Here is a 26,364-nt window from a genome sequence, read left to right as displayed (position 1 = left end):
GGGCTGCTGTAGCAGCTATGGTTACACTAATTCTGGATTGATGATACCGAGTGCAGTTGACTCAGGCTGAATGGTGCGAAACGTAAAGGCATGTGGGCCAGGACCATTTGCATTTAGGTGTTCCAGACGCGCTCTGGCTTCCTGAATGGTTGGGATATGGCCCACAGGAACCCACCACAGTACAGTCGTGGCCTGATCTGGCTTTTCAAACCATTTCCGGCGGTCTTTCATGACATCGGTATGGCGACTTCTAAAGACAAAATTCTGTAGCGCTTCTACCGACTCCCAAACAGACATATTCACAATGATACGTTCATCGTCGAACGGACGTAAATCAGTGGCATTATTCCCATCACCTTTGAGCCGCCATAGAAAACCTTCACTTTGTTCGGCCAGTTGGTTAATGGTTTCAAGTTGCGCCACAAAATCAGCCATAATAGGATGCGTAATATCGGGTGCAAGCATCCGCGAAATATTCAGTTGAGCTAGCGGCATCGGTGAATTCAACAATAGGCGGAAAACCATGTAAAATGGAGTGTACTACGAGTGTACTACGATTTACCTCAATAGCCATTTTATAGGGTGCATTATGCGTGATTCATTCCATTATTCTTCCACAGGAACTTGAATACCCTGCTGGTCTTTTTCGGACTCCTGGCGGTTTTCGCAAAAGTCGCGGGTACATGAACCATAGAAAATCAACGAGTGGTGCATGACATTGAATTTGAGCATGTCGCCAACCATATTCTGGATGTTCTGAACGCGGGGGTCGCAGAACTCCATGACCTTATGGCAGTCGGTGCAAATGAGATGGTCATGCTGGCGATATCCATACGATTTTTCGTATTGGGCCAGGTTACGGCCAAACTGATGTTTGGTGACCAGGTCGCAGTCAACTAGTACGTCAAGGGTATTATAGACAGTAGCCCGGCTCACCCGGTATTTTTTGTTCTTCATCGAGATGTACAACTCATCCACGTCGAAGTGGTCTTGCCGGTTGTAAATCTCTTCGAGTATGGCAAAGCGCTCAGGGGTCTTTCGCAGGCCTTTCCGTTCGAGGTAAGCCCTAAAAATCGACTGAGCCGCGTCTAAATTAGATTGATTCGGCGCAGGCATATCCGGTTCCGATTAGTTTAAGGTGCAAAGGTAGAGGTTTATGGTTTACGGTTTACGGAGGCTGACGCAAGAAATGTTGACGCGTTAGTCTCCGTAAACCATACGATGGATACCATAAACCGATATTATGAGTCGAAGCGAATGACCTCGAACACGCCCGGAACCCGCTCTAGTTTGCGCATAAGGGTTTCAAGATGTTCAGTATCATGAACATAGAGTTTGATATTCCCTTCAAAAATGCCGTCTTTGGAGTCGATGGCTACTGAGCGCATGTTGATGTGTAACTCGTTACTAATCACACGGGTTACATCGTTGATAAGCCCCACCCGGTCGGTTCCGGTAATGCGCAGCCCAGCCAGAAAAGCCAGTTCTTTCTGGCTAGTCCACTTCGCCTTGATGATCCGATTACCGTGATTCGACATCAGTTCGACGGCGTTGGGGCAGGTGACCCGGTGAATTTTAATGCCTTCATTGATGGTCACAAAGCCGAACACATCGTCGCCCGAAATCGGATTGCAGCATTTAGCCAGCGTGTAATCGATGCGGTCCATGTCTTCGCCAATGAGCAGCATGTCGGCATCTGCCCGTTCGCCATGGATTTTCTTCAGTTCCTTAACGAATGCTTTGGCATCGGGCAGGGCATCGGTATTTAGTTTATTGGCCCGATTTTCTTTGGCTTCTTTATCGGCCTTGAATTTCTTGAGTTCAGCAACATCGATATGTCCTTTGCCAACCCGATAGAAGAAATCATCAGTTGTTTTCGAGCCGAAGTAGGCCCGTAACTGATTAATGACCTCGTTGGTCATTTCCAGTTTTAACAGACGAAGCTTCTTGCTGACCATTTCCCGGCCATCCGTCACATACCGTTTATTATCCTCTTTAATTAAATCCTTGATTTTGGTCTTGGCCTTTGAGGTAACCACAAACCGCAGCCAGTCTTCATTCGGCTTCTGTCGGTTTGAGGTAATCACTTCGACCTGATCACCATTTTGGAGGACATAACTCAGTGGAACGAGCGTATTATTGACTTTGGCCGCCATGCAGCGCGCCCCAATCTGGGTGTGAATACTGAAAGCAAAGTCGAGAGCCGTAGCTCCGCGTTGCAGTACCTGTAGCTCACCTTTGGGCGTAAACACAAAGACTTCTTCGCTGTACAGATTGCTTCTGAAATCATCGACGAATTCGATTGCGGCTTTTTTGCCGTCGCTACCTGCCGACTCGATCATATCGCGCACCTGACTAATCCAGGCTTCAATACCTGCGCCGGTTTGCGTGTCGTTGCCTTTGTATTTCCAGTGAGCAGCATAGCCTTTCTCGGCAATTTCGTTCATGCGCTCCGTCCTGATCTGGACCTCCACCCACTGTCCCTGCTTGCTCATAACCGTCGTATGCAGCGATTCGTAGCCATTGGCACGTGGGGTACTGATCCAGTCTTTCAGCCGATCGGGGTTGGGTTTATAGTGATCGGTAACGATTGAATAGGCCCGCCAGCAGGCTGCTTTTTCTTCGTCGGGAGGTACTTTCAGAATAATCCGAACGGCAAACAGATCATAAATCTCCTCGAACGGTTTTTTCGACTTGTTCAGCTTGTTCCAGATCGAATAAATGGACTTGGGCCGACCTTTAACTACGTATTTAAGGCCTGTTTCGGCCAGATCTTTCTCGATGGGTTCGATAAAACGGCCAATAAATCGATCGCGGGCCAGCCGGGTTTCACGTAATTTCCGGGCAATATCTTTATAGGCATCTGGCTCCACGTGTTTGAGGTACAGATCTTCCAGCTCCGATTTGATCGTATACAAACCCAGGCGGTGGGCGAGGGGAGCGTAGATGTAAATCGTTTCCGATGCAATTTTTAACTGCTTGTCGCGGGGCATCGAGTCCAGCGTTCGCATATTGTGCAGTCGGTCGGCCAGTTTGATCAGAATAACCCGAACATCGTCGGATAACGTCAGCAGCATTTTCCGGAAATTTTCGGCCTGCTGCGACGTGCCATACTCAAAATATCCCGAAATCTTGGTCAGCCCGTCGATGATGCGGGCCACTTTCGGGCCAAACGCCCGGTCGATGTCGGCAATGGTTGTATCCGTATCTTCAACAACATCGTGAAGGAGCGCGGCTACAATACTGGTGGTACCCAGCCCAATTTCTTCAACCGCAATCTGCGCTACTGCTAACGGATGATAGATATAGGGCTCACCTGAGCGCCGACGCATGTTTTTATGGGCTTCGGCCGACGTATTAAAGGCTTTTTTGATCAGCTTGGCGTCGTCGCCTTTGAGCATGGGTTTTGCGGCACGCAACAATCGACGGTAACGCTTCAGGATTTCCTGGCGTTCCAGCTCCAGATCAATTACAGGCTCTGTGCTGGGTCGATGCTCGATTGCATTAGTCATAAATGGCTTTGTTGTAGGTAATGGCCTATCGGGTTGTACTCGTACTACCAAGATAACAAAATATTCGTCGAAAAATGAGCCAGTATTAACTAAAAATAAAACCTTCTGCGAATTGATTTGGTCTATTGATTTTTTTTACTACCTTTGCAGTCCCAAAAACAACACATAATGTGAAATGCCTAATGAATAATGGCTGTACCAGTCTAGTTCATTAATTACTTTACAGGCTGTGTTATCTACCAGCGGGCGTGGCGAAATTGGTAGACGTGCCAGACTTAGGATCTGGTGCCGCAAGGCATGGGGGTTCGAGTCCCTCCGCCCGTACTATAAAAGCGAAAGAGTGAAAGAGCGAAAGAGCGTTTGTCTAAACAATTCACTCTTTCGCTTTTTCACTCTTTCGCTCTTTACTTTTAAACCGACATACCCGTGGATATTACGCTCGAAAAAGCCAGCGACACCAACGCTTCACTCAAGATTACGCTGACCCCTGCTGATTATAAACCCGAAGTTGATAAGAAACTGAAAGACTACGGTCGGAAAGTTCAGCTTAAAGGATTTCGTCCTGGACACGTACCCGCTTCACTCGTACAAAAGATGTATGGGAAAAGCATTCTGGTCGATGAAATCAATTCAATGCTGAGCAAAACCGTTAGCCAGTACATCCGCGATAATAAGTTACAGGTAGTTGGCGACCCGGTTCCAAATCGGGAAGAAGCTGATGCCATTGACTGGGATAATCAAACGGATTTTGCATTTAGCTACACACTGGGGCTGGCTTCGGAGTTTGATATTGATTTCAACGATTTGCCAAGCGTAACGCAGTATGAAATTCAGGCTGGTGATGCCGAAATCAATTCAACCATTGCTGAGTTGCAGCAGCGTTTCCATACCCATTCGCATGGCGAGGAAGTAGCTGATGGTGACACGATTTATGGTGAGTTAAATCAGGTATCGGCTCCAGAAGGCGCTACGGGTTTCTCGGCGAAAACTGCTTTCCCGATGGCTAAAATGGCCGATGATGCTAAAGGGCAATTTATCGGTAAGAAAAAAGGAGATGTAATTACGTTTGTGCTGGAGCAGGCGTTCCCGGATGAGAAAGCCCGAGCCAATGCTACAGGGGCTAAAGTAGAGGAAGTTGCTAACCTGACCGGCGAGTTTACCTTCGCTATCGACGATATTACCCGTCATGAGCCTGCTGAACTGAATCAGGAGCTTTTCGATAAGGTGCTGGGTGCTGGTGCTGTATCAGACGAAGAACAGTTCCGGGCTAAAGTGGCTGAAATCATCCAGAGCAATTATGCCCGTGAGACGGCTCAGTTGCTGCGTCTGGATATCGAGAAAACCCTGCTTGATAGCACACCTATTTTGCTGCCTGATGAGTTCCTGAAAAACTGGCTGATGGAAGTGAATGAAGGAAAGTTTACTCCCGAGCAAATTGATGAACAGTATGACGATTTCACCAAATCGGTGAAGCTGCAACTCATCAAAAATAAAATTGCTGAAAAAGCCGACATCAAAGTTGATTTCGAGGAAGTGATGGAAGCGACTCGGCAGATGGTGCGCGAACAGTTTGGCTTTGCCAGCTCAGAAGATGCCGAGATGAATCAGACCATCGATCGCATTGCCCGCAACTACCTGATGGATGAGAAAAATAACGGTCAGAACTACACTAGCACCTTCAACCGGGTGTACGACGATAAAGTGATCGACTACGCAAAAACACAACTGACCCTGGCGACTCAGGAAGTCACGGTTGATGAATTTAAAGCGTTGGTTGAAAATCGCTAGTTGGTCTCAACCATATCTTGTGGGCGGCTCAGTCATTGACTGAGCCGCTTTTTCTTTAGAACAAGATTGGAAAGAGATTCAGGAAAGATAGTTGAAACGGATATAAACAATAAGGGCGGCTCAGTCAATGACTAAGCCGCCCAATTATAGTCAGAAAGAATCAATCTTATTGATACTGGATGTACATGGGTTTTGGCGTCAGGGCCAGCACTTCTTCGGGGGTCATGATACGCGAGCCGGGCTTGCGGAAATCGTTATCATAGAATAGTTTGAACCCTGTGTATTGAACTGGCTCTTTCTGGATATAGTCGTGGTAAGAGTCTTTTTTCAGTACGGGAGGTCCCCAGCCGTCCATGTCCATCACGATCTGGACATTGGGGTCCAGCTTGATGTTTTTGTAGTTCTTGATCATCCCCTGCGTAAATCGGTGAACAACCAGTACTTTGGGAGGCAGATTATTTTCTTTCACAATCTTGCTCAGAAACTGAACGGCCTGGTTCACATCGGCGGCATCGTAGCTACCAATTTTAGTGCCGGGTTTGTGGCCCGTTACCATCGAAAACTCAGGATCGATACCGAGGTGGACGAAGGGTAGTTTGAGGTATTTTGTAAGGTATTCCATTTCACCACCCAGCGGTGCGTGGCCACGCTGAATATCGAGGAAGACGATGGCTTTGTGCTCATTCCCCCATTTAATGACTTTCTTGATGGTTTTATCCGACATCCGAAGCCGGTAGCCGCCATCTTTACCCGGAGCGCCCTGCGCTGAGATGGCCACCAGGTGCAGAGCCGGTTGGATGGGTGTAGCCGGATCGGCTTTTTGCCAGTTGGCAATTTCCTTGTCCAGCCGCTGAAGCATTTCTTCCTTTTCGTACTTACCCAGTATACCCATTTTCTTGGAATGTGGGTTGCCGTAGTAAGCGAAGATACGTTTGCCCGGCAGAATGGCTCCCGTCGGTGCGTAGGTCAGCGAGTCGAGCGTTGGATCGCCCGTGTTAGCCTTGCCAGTTGTGGCAACAGGTTCAGGCGATGGGGTTTTCGATGAATCGGCAACGGGTTTGGCAGACGCTTCGGCCGTGAGTTTTCCGGTGTGTGAGGACTCTTCTTTTGAAGAAGACGTGCAGTTGGAAAGCGAATAAAGAGCCAGCAGAGAGAGAGCGGCCAAGGAGAAACGCATACTGTGAAATGAGTTTGATAATGTTTTTTAATTAGGTGGGCAACCCCTGGCTTTATCAGTAATAACCCTGTTTCTGGGATTGGAGCAATAACCTTGCCGACAGCATGTAACCGCTGTAGTAGAATCTACCCTACAGTGCAAGTATAATTCCTATTTGTAACTTTTCAAAGTACTAATTCGCCTAAGCCTTGCCGTACAATAGAAAACTCATCGTTCGTGACATCGACAATGGTAGACGGGATGTTGCCGCCATAGCCTCCATCGATTACGATATCCACCTGGTGCTGAAATTTCTCGAAGATTAGCTCCGGGTCGGTTGAATACTCAATAATTTCATCTTCATCCCGGATCGACGTAGTAATGATCGGATTGCCCAACTCATGAACGATCTGCCGGGGAATGTCGTTGTCAGGAACGCGAATACCTACAGTTTTCTTGTTGGTATTCAGTAGCTTAGGTACTTGGTTGGTTGCCTGGAGTATGAATGTAAAGGGCCCTGGGAGTAGACTCTTCATCAATTTAAAGGCCTGATTACTCACGCGAGCGTAGTCGGCAATGTGGCTCAGGTCATAGCAAATAAACGAGAAGTCATTTTTGGTCGGCTTTATGCCTTTGATACGGGCAACTCGCTCAACAGCCCGTGCATTATGGATGTCGCAACCCATACCGTAAATGGTATCGGTTGGGTAGATAATAACGGCTCCATCACGAAGCGCGTTTACAATATGCGCAATCCGGCGGGGATCAGGGTTTTTCGGATAAAGCTTAATGAATTCAGCAGACATAGCTAAAGCGGTTAACTATATATCAGTAACCATAAACGCCCCAAACGGGTTTCGCCAATACCGATGATACAAACGGTAAACGTAGTTGATGGGCAGATGGCCGTAAGAAAGAACAACTATCCATCGGGTCAATTTATCCGGCTGTCTAATCTTTTTTAGCAGCCTGTAGAATTGGTGAACCAGCGCAAACTGCTCAGTATAGAAGGCTTTTCGGATAAACGTGCTGAGTCTGCCAGCCAACGCATCGAACTCACCCGTAGTTTGACATAACTCAAACGCTTTCTGGCAGACGATCAACGTAGATGGCAATAGTTGATTACGACGTTGAAGGATCTGGCTGGATAGCGAATCGGGTAATTCTCGTTTCAGGGTCAACACCTCGTCGAGGTAGGCGTAGTGACAGAAACGTGATGAACGAACCCAGAAATCAAAATCTTCATAACTCAACGCTTCGTCGTAACCGCCCAACCTATCGAATATAGAACGGCGAATCAACATGGTAGGTGTACAGATAAAATAACTCGCCAAAACAGCTCCGAATACATCTCCGGTTGGTATCTGTACGGTTGTATACCCCCGGCTATCAACCGGATAATGGGTGCCGGTTTGTTTGCCCGCAGCATTGATAAAGCATGCATTGGAAAATACTACCCCATAGAAATCAGGTAGTTGCTCGAAAAGGGCAACCTGTTTCGCCACCCGGTCAGGCAACAGCACATCATCGGCCGAGAGATCAATAATGTAACTCCCTTTGGCAGTCGATAGCCCCTGGTTGAACGCTCGGTTTAGCCCCAGATTAGTAGTATTTTTTATGAATCGTACAGATGGGTGCTGCTCAATGAAGGAACTGATTTGTTCATCAGAGTCATCGCTGCTTCCATTATCAATAACGATCAACTCGATATGGAGATAGGTTTGTTGAAGGACCGATTGTAGGGCCTGCTTAACGTACTTCCGATGATTATAGCAGATGCAAATGACCGTTACCCAGGCAGGTGCATGAGTAACAGGAAAATTTTTTCGACACGAATTGCTGGACGTGGGAAGCATTGATTGTGAGTGACTAACATGCAGACGAGGAACGATTACATTGGTCATTTTCCCGATTTAGCCCAGTGTTGAATCGCTTATTGTAGAAAGGGGGAAAAATTGGCACGCTTTTCGCGATTTTATAACACGAACACGTGACTCCCGTGCCAGTTTTGGCGCCAGGAAAGCGTGTGCTTTTACATTTATGGGTTAGGTTTTACAAACGTCACCTCAAGTATTCGAGGTGGCGTTTGTTGTCTTAGCGGCTACACTCGGGTGTGGGTCACCTTCGAGATTATAAAGTGCCACATTCATCTCAAACCCTAAAATCAGCACTAACGAGATCAGGTTGATCCAGATCATCAGAGCGATTAGCGTTCCGATCGACCCGTATAGTTTGTTATAAGACCCAAAATTGGAAACGTAGAATGAAAATCCGAGCGTAATGAGAACGATAAGGACCGAAGCGGTAACAGCGCCCGGCATGATAAACAGCCATTTCATATTCACGTTCGGACCGAATCGGTAGATCATTGAAATCGAACCGACAAATACTGCAAATACAATCAGGTAACGCCCAATCGTGAGCAGATTGACAAATACGACGTTGTTAAGAAAGCCAAAATGAAGGAGATAGTCACTCATTATTCCGCCAATAATCAGAACAACTATTGCTAAAATCAGCGCAAATGCCAGGGTAAATGTCAGCCCTACAGCTATGGCCCGAATTTTGAGGAAGCTCCGGCGCTCTGCCGAGTGATAGGATGAGTTGAATGCCTGCATCAACGCAACCAGCCCACTGGTAGCTGAATAGAGCGCCAAAACGAAGCCTAACGATAGGACACCACTGCGCGGCCGATTGATAATATCCCGTATCGTTGTGTCGACTGTACTGAAGGTATCGCCGGGTAAAACCCGTTGCAAAAAGCCCATCACCTGTTCTTCGAGATCAGGGATCGGGATGTAGGGTATCAGCGTGAAAAAGAAAATGATTGTTGGGAAAACAGCCAGAATCAGACTGTATGATACCGACGCAGCCCGTTCGCTGGTATCATTGTCAATGATTTGCGTAGCCATTCGCTTCAAAAACGAATACCAGGTGCTTTTGGAGTTGAATGGATGATGAGCCTGTAACCAGGTCTTTACCCTACGCAACGCCTTAAAACCGAACAGTTTATCGAACATATTGTAAATGTCGTTAGTAAATGGTCAAGGCCCGCTGTTGCGGGTAGCCAATGGTCACCTCTGGAGCATGCCAGGGTAACTGACTATAGATTAGTGACTAACGATACACAATTATTGTTCAAAGAAAGGTTTAGTTGCCTCGACTAAATCGGGGGGAGCCGAACAGGGACGGCCTGTTTCTGTTCGAACAAAAACGAGCGTAGTCTGGCCGGTATTCAGCAGTTGCCCATCCTGATTGAAAATCTCGTAATTGAACATCAGCCGGGTTTTGGGCATTTGCGGAATCGTTACCCGGATAGTGAGTAGATCGTCGTATTTAGCGGGTCGAATGAATCGGGAATTCAGGTCGTAGACAGGCATTGAAATGCCATCTTCTTCCATTTTTTTATAGGTAAGGCCCAGATGGCGAAGAGCTTCGACACGGCCGATCTCGTAATAACGGGCGTAGTTGCCATAATAAACAATGCCCATCTGATCGGTGTCGTAATAGCGCACCCGGATATTGGTAACGTCGTGGGTAATCATAGGTTATTTCATAATCTTCATGCGGGTGAGTGCCTGTTGGTACAGACGGGCGTTGGCCAGGTGTTCGGCCATGGTTTTCGAGAAGGTATGATACCCATTGAAACGGGCATCGACCACGAAGTACAGGTAGTCGTGTTGCTCGGCGTTCAGAACGGCATCGATGGTAGTAGGAGCCGGTAGATTGATAGGCCCAGGCGGTAAGCCGATATACCGATAGGTGTTGTAGGGCGAATCGACTGTGAGTTGCTTGTTGAGCAGCCGACGAATCGTGAAATCGCGCAGCGCAAAAATGACAGTGGGGTCGGCTTCGAGTTTCATGCCTTTTTTCAGGCGGTTCAGATACACACCAGCCACGCGGGGTTGTTCATCGCGTTTGTTGGTTTCGGCCGCTACGATCGAAGCCAGCACCTGGACCTGCGTTTGGGTCATTCCCAAGGCTTTGGCTTTTTCCTGACGATCAGGTGTCCAGAATTTTTTGTATTCAGTCCCCATCCGATCCAGCAGGGCTTCGGGCTTGATGGTCCAGAACATTTCGTAGGTATTGGGCAGAAACATGCAAACGATCGTTGTGGTATCAAATCCATATTTCTCGCAGGTAGCCGGATCGTTCAGCAGTTTGCCCAGGGCTTCGGAGCCAAATTCAAATTTGCTGCCCAGGCGTTGAATCAAGTCCGATTTCTGCCGCATGCTGTTGAACGTTACAGGCATAGCGTCTTGATTGCCACTGCGGAGTTTGACCAGCGCATCGCGGTTGCCCATGTTCGGCTTGATTTCATACCGCCCTTCTTTAACGAGTTCGGGGTATTTCATCAGTTTGGCCAAGAAACGGAACGACGTTTCGTCGTTGATTACCTTATGCGTTTTGAGCGTGTCCATGACCGACTCGAACGTTGAACCGCGTGGAATCAGGAGTGCAAACGTTTTGTCGTTGTCTTTTACCTGTAGGTTGGGGCTTTTAAAAACTTGCCAGAAGTAAAAGGTAAACGTGGTCAGAAGGATAGAAACGGTGAGAAACAGCCCAATTTTAAAATTACGAGACATAATTGCGAGCAATAAGGAACAATGAATAATGAAGAATGCGCAGATGGTTACAACTACGATTTTTGGCACTACAATTGTGTAGTATCCATTAGGCATTAGTCATTATGATGCTGCAAATTTAGCCAAAATAGCTACCTACCCATAATGAAGTACGTATTATCTCTACTAGTAATGGTGATCTGGATTACATCGTGCCGGACAAGCGCCGATAGCCCACGAGCCATGAATCCGGCTGCCGCCAAACGCCAACAGGCCATTGATGAGATTCGTGAAGCGGATATGAAGTTTAGTCAATTGTCTGAAAGACAGGGCATGGCCAAAGCGTTTACTACCTACGCAGCCGATGAAGTAATCAAGCTGAACGATGGCGCTGCTCCAACAGTCGGGTTCGATTCGTTGCGGGCGCAGATGAGCCGTATGTCCGTTGATGGAAGCATGCTGACCTGGCAGGTTCTTAAGGCCGATGCCTCGCAGGCGGGTGACATGGGGTATACGTTTGGTCAGTGGATGCTTAGCCAACGCGACGAGTCGGGCAAGAAGAAAACACAGTTTGGGGTTTATGTGACTGTCTGGAAACGGCAGCGCAATGGACAATGGCGGTTCGTTGTCGATGGTGGGAATAGTACCCCCGAACCTAAATAGAGTTTACGATTTACTGTAAACCTTTTCAAAAATGAATCGTAAATTTGGGCGAACCAACTCAACTCGTTTTGACCGTTCGTTCATCGTCAACCTCCCAAACGTCGCGAGATCCCTCGCTGTATACGCTCTCGTTCTGGTTACTGTCAGTTAGTAACTTCCTGTTTTCGTCCAGTTTTTCGATGATGATTCCCGAGTTACCGGCCTATTTGACGAAGCTGGGTGGCAAAGAATACATCGGACTGATTATTGCGCTTTTTACGTTCACGGCTGGGGTTTCACGACCGTTTAGTGGCAAACTGACCGATACGATTGGGCGGGTTCCGGTCATGGCCTTCGGGTCAGTCGTATGCTTTGTCTGTGGTTTGCTATATCCCTATCTGTTGACCGTATGGGGATTTCTGACGCTCCGGCTAATTCACGGCTTTTCGACGGGGACTAAACCAACGGCTACATCGGCTTATGTTGCCGATGTGGTTCCGGCCAATCGTCGGGGCGAAGCAATGGGCATGCTTGGTCTGTTTACGGCGATGGGTATGTCGCTGGGACCGGCTATTGGGAGTTGGCTGGCTACCGATTTTTCCATGAACGTTATGTTCTGGACATCATCGGCTTTTGCCTTACTTTCCATTGGTATTCTGCTCCGTATGCCCGAAACGCTGGCGACGCCAGAACGTTTTCGTTTTGCCTTACTTCGGCTGAAAAAAGACGAGATTTTTGATAAACAGGCCATCCCGCCATTTCTGGTTCTGCTATTGCAATCGTTCTCTTCTGGCGCGGTACTCACGGTAATCTCTACGTTGAGCGGGTCACTGGGTATTACCAATAAAGGCTTGTTTTTCACCGTCTATACGGTGGCCTCACTAATGGTTCGTATTCTGTTCAGTAAGTCGTCGGATCGCTACGGCCGGGTACCCGTATTATTTATCTCAACCGTCGTTCTGGCGTTTTCAATGGGCTTGCTGGTTATGGTCGACTCGCCGGTTTTGTTCTGGACTGCCGCTATTTTCTATGGTATCTCGTGGGGGATGAACTCGCCAACGGTGCAAGCCTGGACAGCGGACCTGAGCGACGAGCACACCCGTGGACGAGCCATGGCAACCATGTACATTGCTCTCGAAGCGGGTATTGGATTAGGGGCCGTCGGTTCTGGCTGGTTGCTCAATCACGTAGTGGGTGAATCCGGTGTCGATGCAGCCTTTGCCGTATCAGGAGTGATGGCGTTGATTGCGGTTGGGTATCTGGGTTGGCTATGGCAAAAAGGCCGGAGAATATCCCGGCACCGGACCGACGGAGCCGATGAAGTGGCCCTGATGGATGGTGAACCGGGATGAACGAGATCGAACCGAAAATTCGTCCCTTGGTCGATGCGCTGAACCGAACAGGTATCGTACGCACGTTTTCCAGTTGCGAAGGCCATTTTGCTCCAGACCAGCAAACGATTGTTGATCGCAATCATGCGTATGTGCGGTTCGTGCCCGCCGAAGACCGTTCAATTGCCGAGGTAGAAAACCTGCTGGCGTATGTGCTTACCGGGTTCAAACAACAGCATGGCCTGATTCCGATTAAATTGATGGCCTATAAACTCTACACACCCGTCGATGACGAACAGGTGGAAGAAACCTTTGTGCTTGAGCTTCATCCCTTCAATCGCTTCGATCCACCCGACCGCAAACGAATGGATGTAGATCGGGCCATTGAGCAAGTTGGAAAGCTAATTGATGATCGATCAAGTACTGGGGGGTGAGTCAATGGTCTGTCGTCTAATATGAACAGTGGTGTTTAGGGTGAATAGAATGTTTGTACACCCTAACGGCTGAAATGGCCTATTAAAACTTCTTCTCTATTCGGGTTCGGAATACCAATGGTATAAAACGTTGAGATTGTTGGTCGCACAACCATTGTGGCTAATAGTACTGATGGTAAAAAAGTCAAGGGGTTTTATAAACATAGTCAATTAGTGAATAAATCTTGAGGGTGGGTTAAGCGTTGTCTGGAATAAGAGATGGTAATCTGGCAAAAGCCAAACTTTTACACTACTTTGGTAGGACGATCTTCACTGTATACCAATGAATTGGCGTTATACATTCATCGGGTTACTGGTTCTTTCTACATCGCTCGTAACGGCCCAGCAAAAGCCAGTCGATAGTCTTCGGTATGTGCTGCGTCTGGCGCAACACGATAGTATCCGCGCAAAGATTTTGCCGGCACTCGTCAACAGTTACGAAGAAATCGATAATGATTCTGCACTCTTTTTCGGGAAGCAATATCTTCATATAGCGCAAAAGCTTCGTCAGCCAGCCCTCAAAGCTGATGCACTAAAGCAATTAGGCTATGTATACATGAATCAGGGTAACTATGCTGAGTCTCTGCGGCATCTTTTCAAATCTCTGGCGATTACCCGGGAAATTGGTCCCGAACCAACGCTTATTGACATATACCGGTCTATCGGCTATTTGTACTTTCTCTACGGCGATTACGCGAAAGCAAAAGAGTACCTGTTGATTGCCAAACGCTTTCCGCACCAACAAATACCTCAGTATATTTATGCTCATCTGGCTAACGCCTATGAGGAACTGAATCAAATTGACTCAGCCTACTGGTACATTAAACGGGGCTATCATACTGCCATCACACACAACCGGCAGCTTCATCTGGGTTATATGATGGCGTCAATGGCCAGTGTGTATGCGAAGCTTGGCAAAACGGATTCGGCAATTGCGCTTTACCGGACTAGTCTGGCTGTTTGCCGCCGGCAGAAAAATTTTCGGACGTTTAGTCATAACGCCGTGAAGCTGGCACAGTTGTATTACAATCGCGGCCAACTTGATTCCAGCCTGATCTTTGCCCGTCAGTCAATTCGTTCAGCCGGGAAAGTCCGGTTTCCGCTTGATACGTGGGAAGCCAGCACCTTGCTGGCGCGTATCTACAAAGCCCGTTATAATCCCGACAGTGCGTTTTATTATCAGGAAATCCAGCTGGCGACACAGAATATGCTGTTCAACAGGCAGAAAATTCAACAGACCCAGCTCGTTGCATTCGAAGAACAGCAGCGTCAGCAAAAAGCCGTGGCTGAACAAACTGCTTATCAAAATCGTGTCAGACAGTATGGATTGCTGGCCGGGCTGGCTGTTCTGGCATTGATCGGTAGTATTTTGCTGCGTACTAATTTTCAGAAACAGCAGATTAATGCTCAGCTTCAGCGACAGGCCCGGCAGCTTCAGGAAACGTTAATTGAGTTGAAAGCGAGCCAGCTTCGTGAGGCTGAACAGGCTAAAGCTGCTGATGAGATGAAAATGCGGTTCTTTGCTAACATAACTCACGAATTCCGGACTCCTTTGTCGCTCATTGCCGCTCCGGTAGAAAAACTGCTTGGTGAGACGGCTTTAACCAGTCCATATCGCTATGCATTAACCACTATTCAGCGCAATACACAAAAACTACTGCATCTCATTAATCAACTGCTCGATATTGCCCGCCTTGAGGCAGGAACAATGCCTGTTGTTGACGTACAAGGAAATCTCGTTGATTTCGTTGTCGGTGTAGCAGAGCAGTTCCGGCCAATGGCCGAAAAGAAAGCGATTTCAATGATTTATGAGGTAGAAAATGATCAGTATCAGTGGCTTTTCGATGCAGATAAATGGGAGAAAATCCTGTCAAATCTCCTGTCGAATGCACTGAAATTTACCCCGCCGGGGGGGAACGTCCGGCTTTCATTCCGCATTGCACCGACAGGTGCGGCATACATGGCAACTATTCAGCTGACAGATTCGGGCATCGGGATTTTGCCCGCCAGACTGCCGCATATTTTTGACCGGTTTTATCAGGCTGATGACTCACATACCCGCAGTCATGAAGGAACCGGAATCGGGTTATCACTGGTGAAGGAGCTGGTCGGACTGTTGGGGGGCTCTGTTTCGGTGAGCAGCCTTCCGGGGAATACGGTATTTACGGTTGAATTGGGTGTTCGTTTGGCTACCGGCGATTATGTTGCACCTGCTATTGTGCCGACGTCCTGCTCGTTGCCGGATTTAGTTTCAGTAGCAGAAGCAGTCGGAATAGCTGAGACCATAACCGGTGATTTACCTTTGGTGCTTGTAGTGGAAGATAATGCTGAACTACGGTCGTTTCTGGTGGAAGAATTACAGACAACCTTCCGGATTTTGACTGCGGTTAACGGCGAAGAAGGCTGGGAAGTTACGCAACGCGAACTGCCGGATGTAGTGATTTCCGACATTATGATGCCGCTTATGGATGGTTATGAACTGACCCAACGTATCAAAACTACTCCCGAAACTGACCATATTGGTGTAGTTCTGCTGACTGCCAAAGCTGATAACTCCAGTAAACTTGATGGATTGGTGCAAGGTTCTGATGACTACATAACGAAACCATTTGCACTGACTGAACTTCGGTTGCGGCTTCGTAATCTGCTGAGCCATCAGCAAAAGCTGCGTGAACACTACCAACAGCAGATGGCGTTGCCTGCGACCGGAAATCCGGTTGAGCTTATTCAGGATAAATTTCTGCTGCGTGTTTACGAATTGCTCGACAACCACCTGGATAATTCTGAACTGAGTGTGGAGTGGATAGCCGGTCAGCTGGCCATGAATCGTAAAACGCTGTATCGCAAAATTCAGAGTTTGACGCAGCTTGCTCCGAATGAACTTATCCGCCGGTATCGGCTTCGCAAAGCAGCCGAACTCTTACAAACAGGCTATAATGTTTCTGAAGCGGCCTATCGCGTGGGGTTTGAGACGCCTAACTATTTTAGTCAGTGCTTTAAGGAAATCTATCAGCTTACCCCGAGTGAGTTTATAAATCAGACGGTTTTGGGTGCGAAAATGCGTGTAATGCCCCACAATTGACCACAATTGCCCCAAAATTAACCGTTATATCAGCTGATGAGCGATAGGTTTGCAACAGATCTAAACCTATCACTTATCATGCTGAATCGTTTACTTTTTAGTCTCGCCTTTACATTTATCTGTACCTGTGTGCCGGCGCAAAATCCCGTACCTTTTACTGAAGCCACCTTTCATAAACTGATAGGGCGTTTCATGAAAGACCCGGTCGCCTTTTTCGATAAGGACTGTACTGCTGATTTTGTGGGCATTGGTGTTACAGGAAAACGCGGTTCCCGTGAAAATAACCGGGAAATGTTCCGGAGTTTCGTCTGTGTCAAGCGCGATTACAACGATTTGCTCATCCGCCAATATGGTTCCACCGGTGTGATGACTGGTAAAACCACGTCTGTCTACCAGCGTAAAGATGGCAGCACATTTACGCATAAAGATTACTGGACACAATTGTTCGTATGGCAAAATAATGCCTGGAAAATGGCCGGTTACCAGGCAACTGCCCTGGATAATCGTGAGGCTGCCAGGTGAGTGGCGGTTATCCGGCAAAGGAAAAATGCCTGACAGACTTCATTCTAATTTACTCATACTATCTTTTTCCTGAACTATGTCAACTGACTTAACTTCCCCGCGCCCGCTTCAGTATGAATTTCTGATGGAAATCCGGGTTGACCTTGATCTGCAGATTATCGGCGATACACCTGCCGGACATCGGCGGCTTTATCCCATTAAAGGCGGCTGGTTTAAAGGACCGGCTTTCCACGGTAGTGTACTGCCCGGCGGTAGTGATTCTTTTCTGGTCGATGCATCTGGCAGAGGACTGCTCGATGTTCGCATGACGCTTAAAACCAGCGATGAAGCACTGATCTTTGTCACCTATAAAGGTATTCTACACCATGTTCCCACGCTGGAAGTAAAACTAATCGGAGGAGAGGCCGTTGCCTGGTCTGATTATTACTTTCGCATTGTGCCTTTTTGTGAGACGGCTTCCGACAAATACGCTTGGTTGAATCATACCTTGGCTGTTGGTGTAGGTGAGGCTGACCTTACCGGCGTTTCCTATTCGATATATCGGATTCTATAGCAAGTAGCATTTGGGGGTCGGTGATTACCGGAGCCTGCAAGCTGCCAGATCGTAAGGCTTATGTACAGCTCTAAAAATAGCGTTATACAAACCGTATAAAGGCATTTTAGGGCTGTACAATTTTTTTTATGCTAGAAAAAGTATGAAAAATCAGGCGTCATCCTGTTTCACCAAACGTCCCTTGTGGGATGGCTAACCGGGAATACCAATTGTTTAAAACTTGCCCAACGTGTCTTGAATTATTATATCGGGATCACATGGATTGCGTTTGTGAGCTAGGAGATGGCCTGATTACTTCCAAGGAGCTGCTTCCGACATGTACGCCCTTCGATGATGGATTGGTCTCTAAGATTAATTTAAGAAAAATCTAATTCTCTTCTAATCGGCTGGTAGCTAGGTAGAACCTACTTTTGCTATGAAGTTGAAAACCCTGTATTGCACGTAAAAACACCAGCTTTTATCGGCCGGTGTTTTTATTATATAATGAAGTAGTCTCCATAAAAACCCTGTGTAATCGTTTATACGTCTTGACGATTCTGGAAAATCATGGATGGAAACGGCATCATAATTTGGGGAGTAGCCGTAGTGAAAATCGTTAGTAACGCATGAAGAAAATTGTCATTATTGAAGACGACCGCCGAATCGCCCAGAACATAAAACGAGGTCTCGAGGACGAAGGCTATGCTACTGAAGTGGTTTATGAAGGGATTAACGGTCGTGAAATAGCCCTTAAGTCTAGCCTAGATCTGCTGATTGTCGATATTAATCTGCCCGGTATAAATGGGTTTGAAGTGTGCCGGAGTGTACGGTCGGCCAAACCACATTTGCCCATTATTATCTTATCGGCGCTGGGAGAAGTTGAGGATAAGGTAGAAGGGCTTGGGCTGGGGGCCGACGACTATATGGTAAAGCCGTTTGACTTTCGGGAACTGATTGCCCGAGTCGAAGTCTGTCTGCGTCGTGTGGAGTTGACAAACGGCCCTGTAACCAAGTCAGAAACGGTATGGCGTGTGGCGAACCTAACCGTAAATGGCCTGACGAAAGAAGTTTGGCGTGGTGAATCGGCTATTGAATTGACCGCACGCGAATTTGCCTTGATCGAGTATATGATTCGCAATCGGGGACGGGTATTGTCCAAGATGGATATTGCGGAGCAGGTATGGCAGTTGAGGCACGATCCGGGTTCCTCTATTGTGGAAGTGTACATCAATTATCTACGGAAAAAAATAGACCGTGATTTCTCTCCGAAGCTGATTCACACCCGGATGGGCATGGGCTATGTGCTGAAGGAAGAGGACGAATGACGACGTAAGCCGGGTTTCTAAGCGTATTCTAATTGTTTTCTATAGGTATTCTAAGCCTGTATTAAGACCGCTGTAACCTGGTGAGCAGACCTTTGTGGCCGTACCTTATGTTTCCTATGCGGCTGCTCGTTTTTTTGTTTTTGTTCACTATTCCCCTTCCGTTCATTCAGGCACAATCTGTTTCAGAACAGGATTCGCTTCGGCTAACGCTCCGGCAGGCAGACAGCCTGTTTGTTAAAAACAATCTGCTATTGCTGGCAGAGCGCTTTCGGATTGACGCCAGTCAGGCTCAGATTTTACAGGCTAGTTTATATGATAATCCCAATCTGACGCTTGAAGTTAGTAGTTATAACAATGAAACCCGGCGGGTTCTGGACGTTGGCCGGCAGGGGCAGAAGACCGTTGCTATTCAACAACTGCTGTATACGGCAGGGAAACGGAATAAACGCATTGCGCTGGCTTCCGAATCGGCCCGGCTGACGCAGCTTGAATTGCTGGATTTGCTTCGCGGCCTCCGCTTCGACCTGCGAAGTCGGTTTTATTCCATTTATTTTCAGCAGCAAACCCTGGCTCGTTTTGATCAGCAACTGGCAACGCTTCAAACCACAGTAGCCGCTTATGAGGTTCAATACAACCGGAACAATGTTTCACTCCGAGAACTGCTTCGGTTGAAAGCGTTACTATTTCAGCTAGCCAACGACCGCACAGCTATCCGATTCCAGCTGGCCGATGACCAGCGGGCACTACGCACGCTTTTGTCTGTCGATCAGCCGATTAAGCCTGTATTTGTCGATCAGCTTTTAAGTCGTTATCGCGTGCCTGCTCAGCCCGATGATACGCTTCAGCAACTGGCTTTACGGAATCGACCCGATTTGAAAGCAATGGAATCGCTCGTTCAGCAGGCGAAACTTAATCATACTCTCCAGCGTGCTCTGGCTACGCCCGACGTGCGGGTAGGCGGCACTTACGACCAGGCCGGAAGTTACATTCAGCATTATGTTGGGCTCTCGGTATCGGCCGATCTACCCGTCTTTAACCGGAACCAGGGCGCTATCCGGGCCGCTCAAAGTCAGATTCAGTATCAGCAACAGCTTCAGCAGCAAAAAGCCAATCAGGTGATGAACGAGGTAGCGACCTCCCTGGAAAAAATACGGGAAGTAGAGCGTCGGGTTCAAACGGTGGAAGAGCAGTTCACTACCCAGTTCGACGAGTTGAATCGGGGAGTGATCACCAGCTTTCAAAAGGGTAATATTACCCTGCTCGAATTTGTCGATCTGATCGAAGCGTATAACGATAGCGTTAGCCAGCTCAATCGCCTGAAAGCCGACCGGGTGAGTGCTTATGAAGAACTCAATTATCTCCTTGGCGAAGATTTATTCAACTAGAACTCCATTGACGAAACATCCTGAAACCATGCTTCCATTAACCGCTGACTGCGCTGGTCAGCTTAGCAAAACACGAATGAAACCTTCCCTTTTTTGGGCAATCGGCTACCTGTTTATGCTCACCTCGTGCGATCCAAAACCAGCCCCCGATGTCGCTAAAGCCTTTATGTTGTCGGATACGATGATGCAGCGTATCCAGATTGACAGCGCTTCCAGGCAGCCCGTACGAAGTGAGTTAACGCTGGTTGGCAAAGTAGTAGCCGATGAGAACCGGGTTATCAAAGTATTCCCGCTGGTTGGTGGGAATGTGGAAGATGTTCGGGTCGAATTAGGCGACTACGTCCGAAAAGGCCAGGTACTGGCCTCGATTCGTTCGGGGGAAGTGGCGGATCTGGAACGGCAAAGTATTCAGGCACAGTCGGATCTGTTGCTGGCCGAGAAAAATTTACGGGTGGCCGAAGACCTGTTCGAAACCAAACTGACCTCGCAGCGGGAGGTAGTAGCCGCGCAAAAAGAGTTGGAGAAGGCGCAGGCCGAATCGAACCGAGTGAAAGAAGTATCCCGTATTTACGGTATCGGAAAGGCTTCCATGTATACTGTAAAAGCACCCATCGATGGCTACGTCATCGAAAAGAACGTTAACCGCGATATGCAACTGCGTTCCGATAATGCCGATAACCTGTTCACCATCGGCCAGATCAACCAGATCTGGGTACTGGCCAATGTAAACGAAAGCGACATTCGTCAGGTACGAACGGGCATGAACGCAAGTGTGCAGACGCTGAGCTACCCAGATGAACATTTCGACGGGCAGGTCGATAAAATCTATACCGTACTGGACCCAAATACCAAAGCCATGACCGTTCGGATTCGGCTGGCGAATCAGGGGATGAAACTCCGCCCGGAAATGCACGCGACGGTCACGCTGCGATATGAAGCCGGTGGCGAAGCGGCTACTGTGCCATCAAGCGCGGTCATTTTTGATCGTTCCAAACAGTATGTATTGGTTTTTCATAGCCGGTCGGACATCGAAGTTCGGGAAGTGACAGTCCTCAAATCGCTGGGCGACAGGGCCTATATCAGCCAGGGGATTAAGCCGGGCGAAAAAGTCATTTCTAAAAATCAACTGCTCGTATACAACGCACTCAATAATTAGCAGAAGGCAAGGGGGCGGGGCATAGGGTTTGGGAAATAGGGTGACAAAAACGTCCTATGCCCCATATCCTCTGCTCGTTGCCCCATGCCCAACGCGCTACGCTCATGAACAAATTCATTCGTAATCTGGTCGGCTTTTCGCTGAAGAACCGCTTCTTCGTTTTCTTCATGACGGCGGTACTGGTGATTGCCGGTATTTTTAGCTACCTGCACACTCCGCTGGAAGCCTTTCCCGACGTAACTAATACCCAGATCATTGTCGTAACGGAATGGAAAGGCCGATCGGCCGAGGAAGTAGAGCGCTTTGTGACCGTACCCATTGAGGTAGCCATGAACTCCGTTCAGCGAAAAAGTAATGTCCGCTCCACAACCATGTTCGGCCTGTCGGTGATGAAGATCATTTTCGACGATGGCGTCGAGGATTTTTTTGCGCGACAGCAGGTCAATAACCTACTTCGAAATGTGGCCCTTCCCGAGGGAGTTGAGCCGGAAATTCAGCCTCCCTACGGCCCAACTGGAGAGATTTATCGCTATACCCTGGAAAGTAAAAATCGGGATAGTCGCGAGTTGCTTACCCTGCAAAACTGGGTGATCGACCGTCAGCTTCGGAGTGTGCCGGGTGTGGCCGATATTGTTGCCTTCGGAGGGCGCGATAAGATCTATGAGCTGCGGGTTAATCCAACGCAACTGACTAAATACGACATAACTCCGCTCGAAGTCTATCAGGCTGTTACGCGCAGTAACATCAACGTAGGGGGCGATGTGATCGAACGCAATTCACAGGCGTATGTGGTGCGGGGCATCGGTTTACTGACATCTATTCAGGATATAGAGAACATTCTGATCGAAGAAGCAGGCGGTAACCCCGTATTGGTTAAGCATGTTGCCGATGTGGTCGAGTCCAATCTGCCGCGAGTAGGGCAGGTGGGCCTGGATAAAAACGATGACGTAGTAGAAGGGATCATTGTAATGCGCAAGAGCGAGAACCCTAGTGAGGTACTGGCGCGGGTGAAGGATAAAATCGAGGAATTGAACACGCGGGTTCTCCCATCCGATGTGAAAATGGTAACCTTCTATGATCGCGATAACCTGATCAGTTTTTGTACGGAAACCGTGTTGCACAACCTGATCGAAGGCATCGTATTGGTTACAGTGATTGTCTTTCTGTTCATGGCCGACTGGCGCACCACTGTCATTGTGTCGATCATCATTCCGCTGGCTCTGCTATTTGCTTTCATCTGCTTACGATTGCGAGGGATGTCGGCCAACCTGCTGTCGATGGGCGCTATCGATTTCGGAATTATCATTGACGGCGCAGTCGTGATGGTGGAGGGAATATTTGTGTCGCTGGATCACATGGCGCATCGAGTCGGTATGCAGCGATACAATCGCATGGCCAAGCTAGGGTTGATTAGAAAAACGGGGGGTGATTTGGGGAAAGCGGTTTTCTTTTCCAAGCTGATCATTATCACCGCCTTACTTCCCATTTTTTCGTTCGAGAAAGTAGAGGGTAAAATGTTTTCGCCCCTGGCCTGGACGCTGGGTTTCGCTTTGCTGGGTGCGCTACTCTTTACCCTGACGCTGGTGCCGGTGCTGTGTTCGATACTCTTACGGAAAAATGTGCGGGAGAAGAATAACCCCATTGTAAACTTCTTTAACCGCATCGTGATGGCGGGTTTTGGCTGGTGCTACCGCAATCGCCGGATGAGTCTGTTTGCCGCTATTTGCTTCATGATCGCTACGTTCTTCTCGTCGACGATGCTGGGAACTGAATTTCTGCCGCAGCTAAATGAAGGAGCTCTGTGGGTAACGGCTGAATTGCCCATGAGTATGTCGCTACCCGAAAGTGTCGATATGGCCAAGACCATCCGGGCTGATCTGAGTACGTTTCCAGAAGTAAAACAAGTGCTCTCGCAGGTCGGGCGCTCAAACGACGGGACCGATCCGAACGGATTTTATTTCTGCCAGTTCCAGGTCGATCTGAAGCCAAAAGAGGAGTGGAGCCGCCGGATCACAACGGAGCAATTGACGGATGAAATGGATGCCAAACTAAAAAATTACGCGGGAGTACTCTATAATTATTCGCAGCCGATCATCGACAACGTGGCTGAGGCCGTAGCGGGTTACAAGGCAAGCAACGGAATCAAAATTTTTGGCCCCGATATTTACGAACTGGAGAAATACGCCAACCAGGCGCTGGAGGCCATTCGGGATGTCGACGGGGTGAGAGATTTAGGCATTATCCGTAACGTAGGACAGCCTGAACTCAGCGTGTTGTTTCACGATCATAAAATGGCCCTTTATGGCGTATCGACGGCCGATGCCCAGGCGGTGATCGAGATGGCCATTGGAGGGAAAACGGCATCTGTATTATATGAAGGGGAGCGTAAGTTCGACATTCGGGTTCGGTTTCTGCCCGAATACCGAAAAAGTGAGGAGGATATTATGCGGCTCATGGTGCCAACGATGAGTGGGAGTAAAATCCCGCTCAAGGAAATTGCCAGCATTCGGCAGATTACCGGCCCCGCGTTTATTTACCGCGACCTGAACAAACGATTTATTGGTGTAAAGTTTTCGGTTCGTGGTCGCGATTTGGGGGGGACCATTGCCGAAGCCCAGCAGCGTGTGCGCGAAAAGCTTCAAACTACCAAAGGCTATTCAGTAGAATGGGTGGGTGAGTTTGAAAATCAGGTACGGGCAACGGAGCGGCTGGGGCAGGTGGTGCCGATTAGTATAGCCGCCATTTTCGTGATCCTGTTCATCACCTTCGGCAATGCCAAAGACGCCGGACTCGTGCTATTAAACGTACCCTTTGCCTTGATTGGGGGCATACTGGCCCTTCATCTGACGGGCATGAACTTCGGTATTTCGGCGGGGGTAGGCTTCATTGCCCTATTCGGTATCTGCGTACAGAACGGGGTGATTCTGATTTCGGTCTTTAACCAGAACCGGAAAGAGCGTATGCCGCTGGATACAGCCATTCGGGAAGGGGTTCGCTCCCGGATTCGGCCCGTTATCATGACCGCGTTGATGGCGGCTATCGGCCTTTTACCAGCCGCCGTTTCGACCGGAATTGGTTCCGAAACGCAAAAGCCGCTGGCGATTGTAGTGGTTGGTGGATTGATTACCGCCACGCTGTTGACGTTGCTCATTTTCCCGATTATTTACCGGCTGTTTAACCGACATCACGTACATCGGCTGAGCGATCTGGATTGATCCTTTGTAGGGAAGTTGTTTTAGGTCTTCTAGGATTAGTTAAGTGGTCATTTCGACGCAGGAGAAATCTCAAGCTTTTCTGTTAAATAAGCTTGAGATTTCTCCTGCGTCGAAATGGCAAAAAATACTTTACTCGTTCAATAGATGAAACGTGTAAGTCGATTCGGGAGCGTTTTACAGAATAAACTGGCTTAAATCCCGGTTTTTAACCAGACCATTCAGTTTTTCACTGACCAGTTCTTTGGTAACCACCACTTTGGCATTGGCACCGATCACGTCAGGAATGTCGAACATGAAGTCGTTCATGAGGTGGCTCAGAACCGTTTGCAGTCGTCGGGCACCAATATTTTCCACTTCGCTGTTTACCTCGAAAGCGATGCGGGCCAGTTCACGAAGGGCGTCGTCCTGGAAACCAAGTTCAACCTCTTCAGCTGCCAGCATGGCCTCATACTGCTTGGTAAGGGCATTTTTAGGCTCTTTCAGGATCTGGTAGAAATCATCTTCCGAGAGACTTTGCAACTCAACACGAATCGGGAAGCGGCCTTGCAACTCAGGAATCAGGTCGCTCGGTTTGGCTACGTGGAAAGCACCGGCAGCAATGAACAGAATATGGTCGGTATGAATAACGCCATACTTTGTATTCACCGCACTGCCTTCCACAATCGGTAACAGATCGCGCTGCACGCCTTCGCGGCTGACATCGGGACCGCCACCGCCGTTGCCGGAACGAGCCGAGGCCACTTTGTCGATTTCGTCGATGAAAATGATACCGGCGTCTTCCGCTTTGCGGATGGCTTCTTCTTTCACCTCGTCCATATCGATCAGTTTGGCGGCTTCCTCTTCCAGCAGGATTTTGCGGGCTTCGGCAATGCTCACTTTGCGTTTTTTACCGCGTTTGGGCATCATATTGCCAATCATCTCCTGGATGTTCATCATCGACAGATCATCGACAGTGCCGCCCATCACACCAATATTGGGTGTCTGGCTTTGCTGAACGTCGATGTCGATTTTCCGGTCGTCCATTTCGCCCGAGCGGATTTTTTCGCGGAACCGTTCGCGGGTGCGTTCGTTGAGTTCTGCGTCGGCGTCTTTAGGGCCATTTTCGAACCCAAGCTGACCGTTGGCTGGTTTTACGGGGGGAATCAGAATGTCCAGAATAGTTTCTTCAACCTGTTGCTGAGCTTTCACCTGAACGGCTTCTTTCTTGGCTGCCCGCACCATATTGACGGATTGCTCGACCAGGTCGCGCACCATACTTTCTACGTCGCGGCCTACATACCCTACCTCCGTAAATTTGGAGGCTTCCACTTTGATAAAAGGCGCATCGGCGATTTTAGCCAGCCGACGGGCAATTTCCGTTTTGCCGACGCCCGTAGCCCCAATCATCAGGATGTTGTTGGGCGTAATTTCGCGTTGCATATCGGCGCTGCTGTTCATCCGGCGCCAGCGGTTCCGCAGGGCTATAGCTACGTTGCGTTTGGCATCGTGCTGGCCAATAATGTATTGATCTAGCTCGGCAACAATCTGCCGGGGAGTAAGGTCTTTCAGTGAGTGGGTCATTGATTAAAACAAAAGCGAAGCACTACTTGCGCTTTTTCTAAAACACAGGAATTTTAAAATTGTGCCAATGCTACAGAAAAAATAGTAGTTTAAGTAACCATGATTAAAAACTTCGACTAA

General features: G+C 48.4%; 21 protein-coding genes and 1 tRNA gene. 12 read left to right on the top strand and 10 right to left on the bottom strand.

The window, feature by feature from the left end; genetic code table 11:
• Positions 1 to 21: 21 nt before the first annotated feature.
• The 3 genes from BGO59_RS22665 to BGO59_RS22655 form a co-directional block, all read right to left on the bottom strand.
• Positions 22 to 525: a DUF3291 domain-containing protein gene (locus tag BGO59_RS22665; protein ID WP_293687005.1), complete on the bottom strand. Its 504-nt coding sequence runs from the start codon at positions 523 to 525 to the stop codon at positions 22 to 24.
• An 81-nt stretch (positions 526 to 606) separates the two neighbouring features.
• Positions 607 to 1,116, bottom strand: a complete 510-nt coding sequence (locus tag BGO59_RS22660) for a Fur family transcriptional regulator (protein ID WP_080055932.1) — start codon at positions 1,114 to 1,116, stop codon at positions 607 to 609.
• 125 nt (positions 1,117 to 1,241) lie between these two features.
• Positions 1,242 to 3,512, bottom strand: coding sequence for a bifunctional (p)ppGpp synthetase/guanosine-3',5'-bis(diphosphate) 3'-pyrophosphohydrolase (locus BGO59_RS22655; RefSeq protein ID WP_293687002.1), 2,271 nt, complete (start codon positions 3,510 to 3,512; stop codon positions 1,242 to 1,244).
• Positions 3,513 to 3,754: 242 nt separating this feature from the next.
• Between BGO59_RS22655 and BGO59_RS22650 the strand changes: the two genes are divergently transcribed.
• Both BGO59_RS22650 and tig read left to right on the top strand, forming a co-directional pair.
• Positions 3,755 to 3,836: transfer RNA gene (locus BGO59_RS22650), tRNA-Leu, on the top strand.
• Positions 3,837 to 3,938: 102 nt separating this feature from the next.
• Entirely contained in the window at positions 3,939 to 5,300 is a 1,362-nt protein-coding gene (gene tig / locus BGO59_RS22645; RefSeq protein ID WP_293687000.1) for a trigger factor, read from the top strand.
• 166 nt (positions 5,301 to 5,466) lie between these two features.
• On the opposite strand, the gene BGO59_RS22640 is transcribed toward tig, so the two are convergent.
• The 6 genes from BGO59_RS22640 to mltG form a co-directional block, all read right to left on the bottom strand.
• Positions 5,467 to 6,477, bottom strand: a complete 1,011-nt coding sequence (locus tag BGO59_RS22640; protein ID WP_293686998.1) for a hypothetical protein — start codon at positions 6,475 to 6,477, stop codon at positions 5,467 to 5,469.
• 164 nt (positions 6,478 to 6,641) lie between these two features.
• Positions 6,642 to 7,262: an L-threonylcarbamoyladenylate synthase gene (locus BGO59_RS22635; protein WP_080055936.1), complete on the bottom strand. Its 621-nt coding sequence runs from the start codon at positions 7,260 to 7,262 to the stop codon at positions 6,642 to 6,644.
• Positions 7,263 to 7,277: 15 nt separating this feature from the next.
• Positions 7,278 to 8,312 (bottom strand): glycosyltransferase, encoded by a 1,035-nt coding sequence (locus BGO59_RS22630; protein WP_293686995.1) that lies wholly within the window; start codon positions 8,310 to 8,312, stop codon positions 7,278 to 7,280.
• Positions 8,313 to 8,522: 210 nt separating this feature from the next.
• Positions 8,523 to 9,476, bottom strand: coding sequence for a YihY/virulence factor BrkB family protein (locus tag BGO59_RS22625; RefSeq protein ID WP_293686994.1), 954 nt, complete (start codon positions 9,474 to 9,476; stop codon positions 8,523 to 8,525).
• Between the two features lie 111 nt (positions 9,477 to 9,587).
• Complete coding sequence (locus tag BGO59_RS22620) at positions 9,588 to 10,001, bottom strand: thioesterase family protein (RefSeq protein WP_293686992.1); 414 nt, start codon at positions 9,999 to 10,001, stop codon at positions 9,588 to 9,590.
• Between the two features lie 3 nt (positions 10,002 to 10,004).
• Positions 10,005 to 11,042: an endolytic transglycosylase MltG gene (gene mltG, locus BGO59_RS22615; RefSeq protein WP_293686990.1), complete on the bottom strand. Its 1,038-nt coding sequence runs from the start codon at positions 11,040 to 11,042 to the stop codon at positions 10,005 to 10,007.
• Between the two features lie 144 nt (positions 11,043 to 11,186).
• Between mltG and BGO59_RS22610 the strand changes: the two genes are divergently transcribed.
• From BGO59_RS22610 to BGO59_RS22565, 10 genes are all read left to right on the top strand, one after another.
• Entirely contained in the window at positions 11,187 to 11,684 is a 498-nt protein-coding gene (locus tag BGO59_RS22610; RefSeq protein WP_293686988.1) for a DUF4440 domain-containing protein, read from the top strand.
• A 68-nt stretch (positions 11,685 to 11,752) separates the two neighbouring features.
• Positions 11,753 to 13,015, top strand: a complete 1,263-nt coding sequence (locus tag BGO59_RS22605) for an MFS transporter (protein ID WP_293687543.1) — start codon at positions 11,753 to 11,755, stop codon at positions 13,013 to 13,015.
• On the top strand, positions 13,012 to 13,428 hold the full coding sequence (locus BGO59_RS22600; protein WP_293686986.1) for a hypothetical protein: 417 nt from the start codon (positions 13,012 to 13,014) through the stop codon (positions 13,426 to 13,428). Before BGO59_RS22605 ends, BGO59_RS22600 begins: the two co-directional genes overlap by 4 nt.
• 322 nt (positions 13,429 to 13,750) lie before the next feature.
• Entirely contained in the window at positions 13,751 to 16,549 is a 2,799-nt protein-coding gene (locus BGO59_RS22595) for an ATP-binding protein (protein ID WP_293686984.1), read from the top strand.
• A gap of 78 nt (positions 16,550 to 16,627) precedes the next feature.
• Positions 16,628 to 17,071, top strand: a complete 444-nt coding sequence (locus BGO59_RS22590; protein WP_293686982.1) for a nuclear transport factor 2 family protein — start codon at positions 16,628 to 16,630, stop codon at positions 17,069 to 17,071.
• Positions 17,072 to 17,147: 76 nt separating this feature from the next.
• Complete coding sequence (locus tag BGO59_RS22585) at positions 17,148 to 17,624, top strand: DUF3237 domain-containing protein (RefSeq protein WP_293686980.1); 477 nt, start codon at positions 17,148 to 17,150, stop codon at positions 17,622 to 17,624.
• Between the two features lie 605 nt (positions 17,625 to 18,229).
• Positions 18,230 to 18,928 (top strand): response regulator transcription factor, encoded by a 699-nt coding sequence (locus tag BGO59_RS22580; protein ID WP_293686978.1) that lies wholly within the window; start codon positions 18,230 to 18,232, stop codon positions 18,926 to 18,928.
• 116 nt (positions 18,929 to 19,044) lie between these two features.
• A complete protein-coding gene (locus BGO59_RS22575) occupies positions 19,045 to 20,313 on the top strand; it encodes a TolC family protein (protein WP_293686976.1) in 1,269 nt (422 codons plus the stop codon).
• Between the two features lie 76 nt (positions 20,314 to 20,389).
• Positions 20,390 to 21,469 (top strand): efflux RND transporter periplasmic adaptor subunit, encoded by a 1,080-nt coding sequence (locus tag BGO59_RS22570; RefSeq protein ID WP_293686974.1) that lies wholly within the window; start codon positions 20,390 to 20,392, stop codon positions 21,467 to 21,469.
• 104 nt (positions 21,470 to 21,573) lie between these two features.
• On the top strand, positions 21,574 to 24,684 hold the full coding sequence (locus tag BGO59_RS22565; RefSeq protein WP_293687541.1) for a CusA/CzcA family heavy metal efflux RND transporter: 3,111 nt from the start codon (positions 21,574 to 21,576) through the stop codon (positions 24,682 to 24,684).
• A gap of 174 nt (positions 24,685 to 24,858) precedes the next feature.
• Here BGO59_RS22565 and hslU read toward each other — a convergent pair whose 3' ends face one another.
• On the bottom strand, positions 24,859 to 26,244 hold the full coding sequence (gene hslU, locus BGO59_RS22560) for an ATP-dependent protease ATPase subunit HslU (protein WP_293686972.1): 1,386 nt from the start codon (positions 26,242 to 26,244) through the stop codon (positions 24,859 to 24,861).
• Positions 26,245 to 26,364: the final 120 nt, after the last annotated feature.

Source organism: Spirosoma sp. 48-14 (assembly GCF_001898575.1).
In the GTDB taxonomy this organism is placed as follows: domain Bacteria; phylum Bacteroidota; class Bacteroidia; order Cytophagales; family Spirosomataceae; genus Spirosoma.
The sequence above is the reverse complement of the archived record's forward strand: the minus strand, read 5'-3'. Positions and strand labels throughout refer to the sequence as shown.

What these genes read in the sequence shown, in the direction of transcription:
- BGO59_RS22665 (WP_293687005.1), bottom strand. Translation starts at nt 525, where the DNA reads ATGGTTTTCCGCCTATTGTTGAATTCACCGATGCCGCTAGCTCAACTG.
- BGO59_RS22660 (WP_080055932.1), bottom strand. Translation starts at nt 1,116, where the DNA reads ATGCCTGCGCCGAATCAATCTAATTTAGACGCGGCTCAGTCGATTTTT.
- BGO59_RS22655 (WP_293687002.1), bottom strand. Translation starts at nt 3,512, where the DNA reads ATGACTAATGCAATCGAGCATCGACCCAGCACAGAGCCTGTAATTGAT.
- BGO59_RS22640 (WP_293686998.1), bottom strand. Translation starts at nt 6,477, where the DNA reads ATGCGTTTCTCCTTGGCCGCTCTCTCTCTGCTGGCTCTTTATTCGCTT.
- BGO59_RS22635 (WP_080055936.1), bottom strand. Translation starts at nt 7,262, where the DNA reads ATGTCTGCTGAATTCATTAAGCTTTATCCGAAAAACCCTGATCCCCGC.
- BGO59_RS22630 (WP_293686995.1), bottom strand. Translation starts at nt 8,312, where the DNA reads ATGCTTCCCACGTCCAGCAATTCGTGTCGAAAAAATTTTCCTGTTACT.
- BGO59_RS22625 (WP_293686994.1), bottom strand. Translation starts at nt 9,476, where the DNA reads ATGTTCGATAAACTGTTCGGTTTTAAGGCGTTGCGTAGGGTAAAGACC.
- BGO59_RS22620 (WP_293686992.1), bottom strand. Translation starts at nt 10,001, where the DNA reads ATGATTACCCACGACGTTACCAATATCCGGGTGCGCTATTACGACACC.
- mltG (WP_293686990.1), bottom strand. Translation starts at nt 11,042, where the DNA reads ATGTCTCGTAATTTTAAAATTGGGCTGTTTCTCACCGTTTCTATCCTT.
- BGO59_RS22610 (WP_293686988.1), top strand. Translation starts at nt 11,187, where the DNA reads ATGAAGTACGTATTATCTCTACTAGTAATGGTGATCTGGATTACATCG.
- BGO59_RS22600 (WP_293686986.1), top strand. Translation starts at nt 13,012, where the DNA reads ATGAACGAGATCGAACCGAAAATTCGTCCCTTGGTCGATGCGCTGAAC.
- BGO59_RS22595 (WP_293686984.1), top strand. Translation starts at nt 13,751, where the DNA reads ATGAATTGGCGTTATACATTCATCGGGTTACTGGTTCTTTCTACATCG.
- BGO59_RS22590 (WP_293686982.1), top strand. Translation starts at nt 16,628, where the DNA reads ATGCTGAATCGTTTACTTTTTAGTCTCGCCTTTACATTTATCTGTACC.
- BGO59_RS22585 (WP_293686980.1), top strand. Translation starts at nt 17,148, where the DNA reads ATGTCAACTGACTTAACTTCCCCGCGCCCGCTTCAGTATGAATTTCTG.
- BGO59_RS22580 (WP_293686978.1), top strand. Translation starts at nt 18,230, where the DNA reads ATGAAGAAAATTGTCATTATTGAAGACGACCGCCGAATCGCCCAGAAC.
- BGO59_RS22575 (WP_293686976.1), top strand. Translation starts at nt 19,045, where the DNA reads ATGCGGCTGCTCGTTTTTTTGTTTTTGTTCACTATTCCCCTTCCGTTC.
- BGO59_RS22570 (WP_293686974.1), top strand. Translation starts at nt 20,390, where the DNA reads ATGAAACCTTCCCTTTTTTGGGCAATCGGCTACCTGTTTATGCTCACC.
- BGO59_RS22565 (WP_293687541.1), top strand. Translation starts at nt 21,574, where the DNA reads ATGAACAAATTCATTCGTAATCTGGTCGGCTTTTCGCTGAAGAACCGC.
- hslU (WP_293686972.1), bottom strand. Translation starts at nt 26,244, where the DNA reads ATGACCCACTCACTGAAAGACCTTACTCCCCGGCAGATTGTTGCCGAG.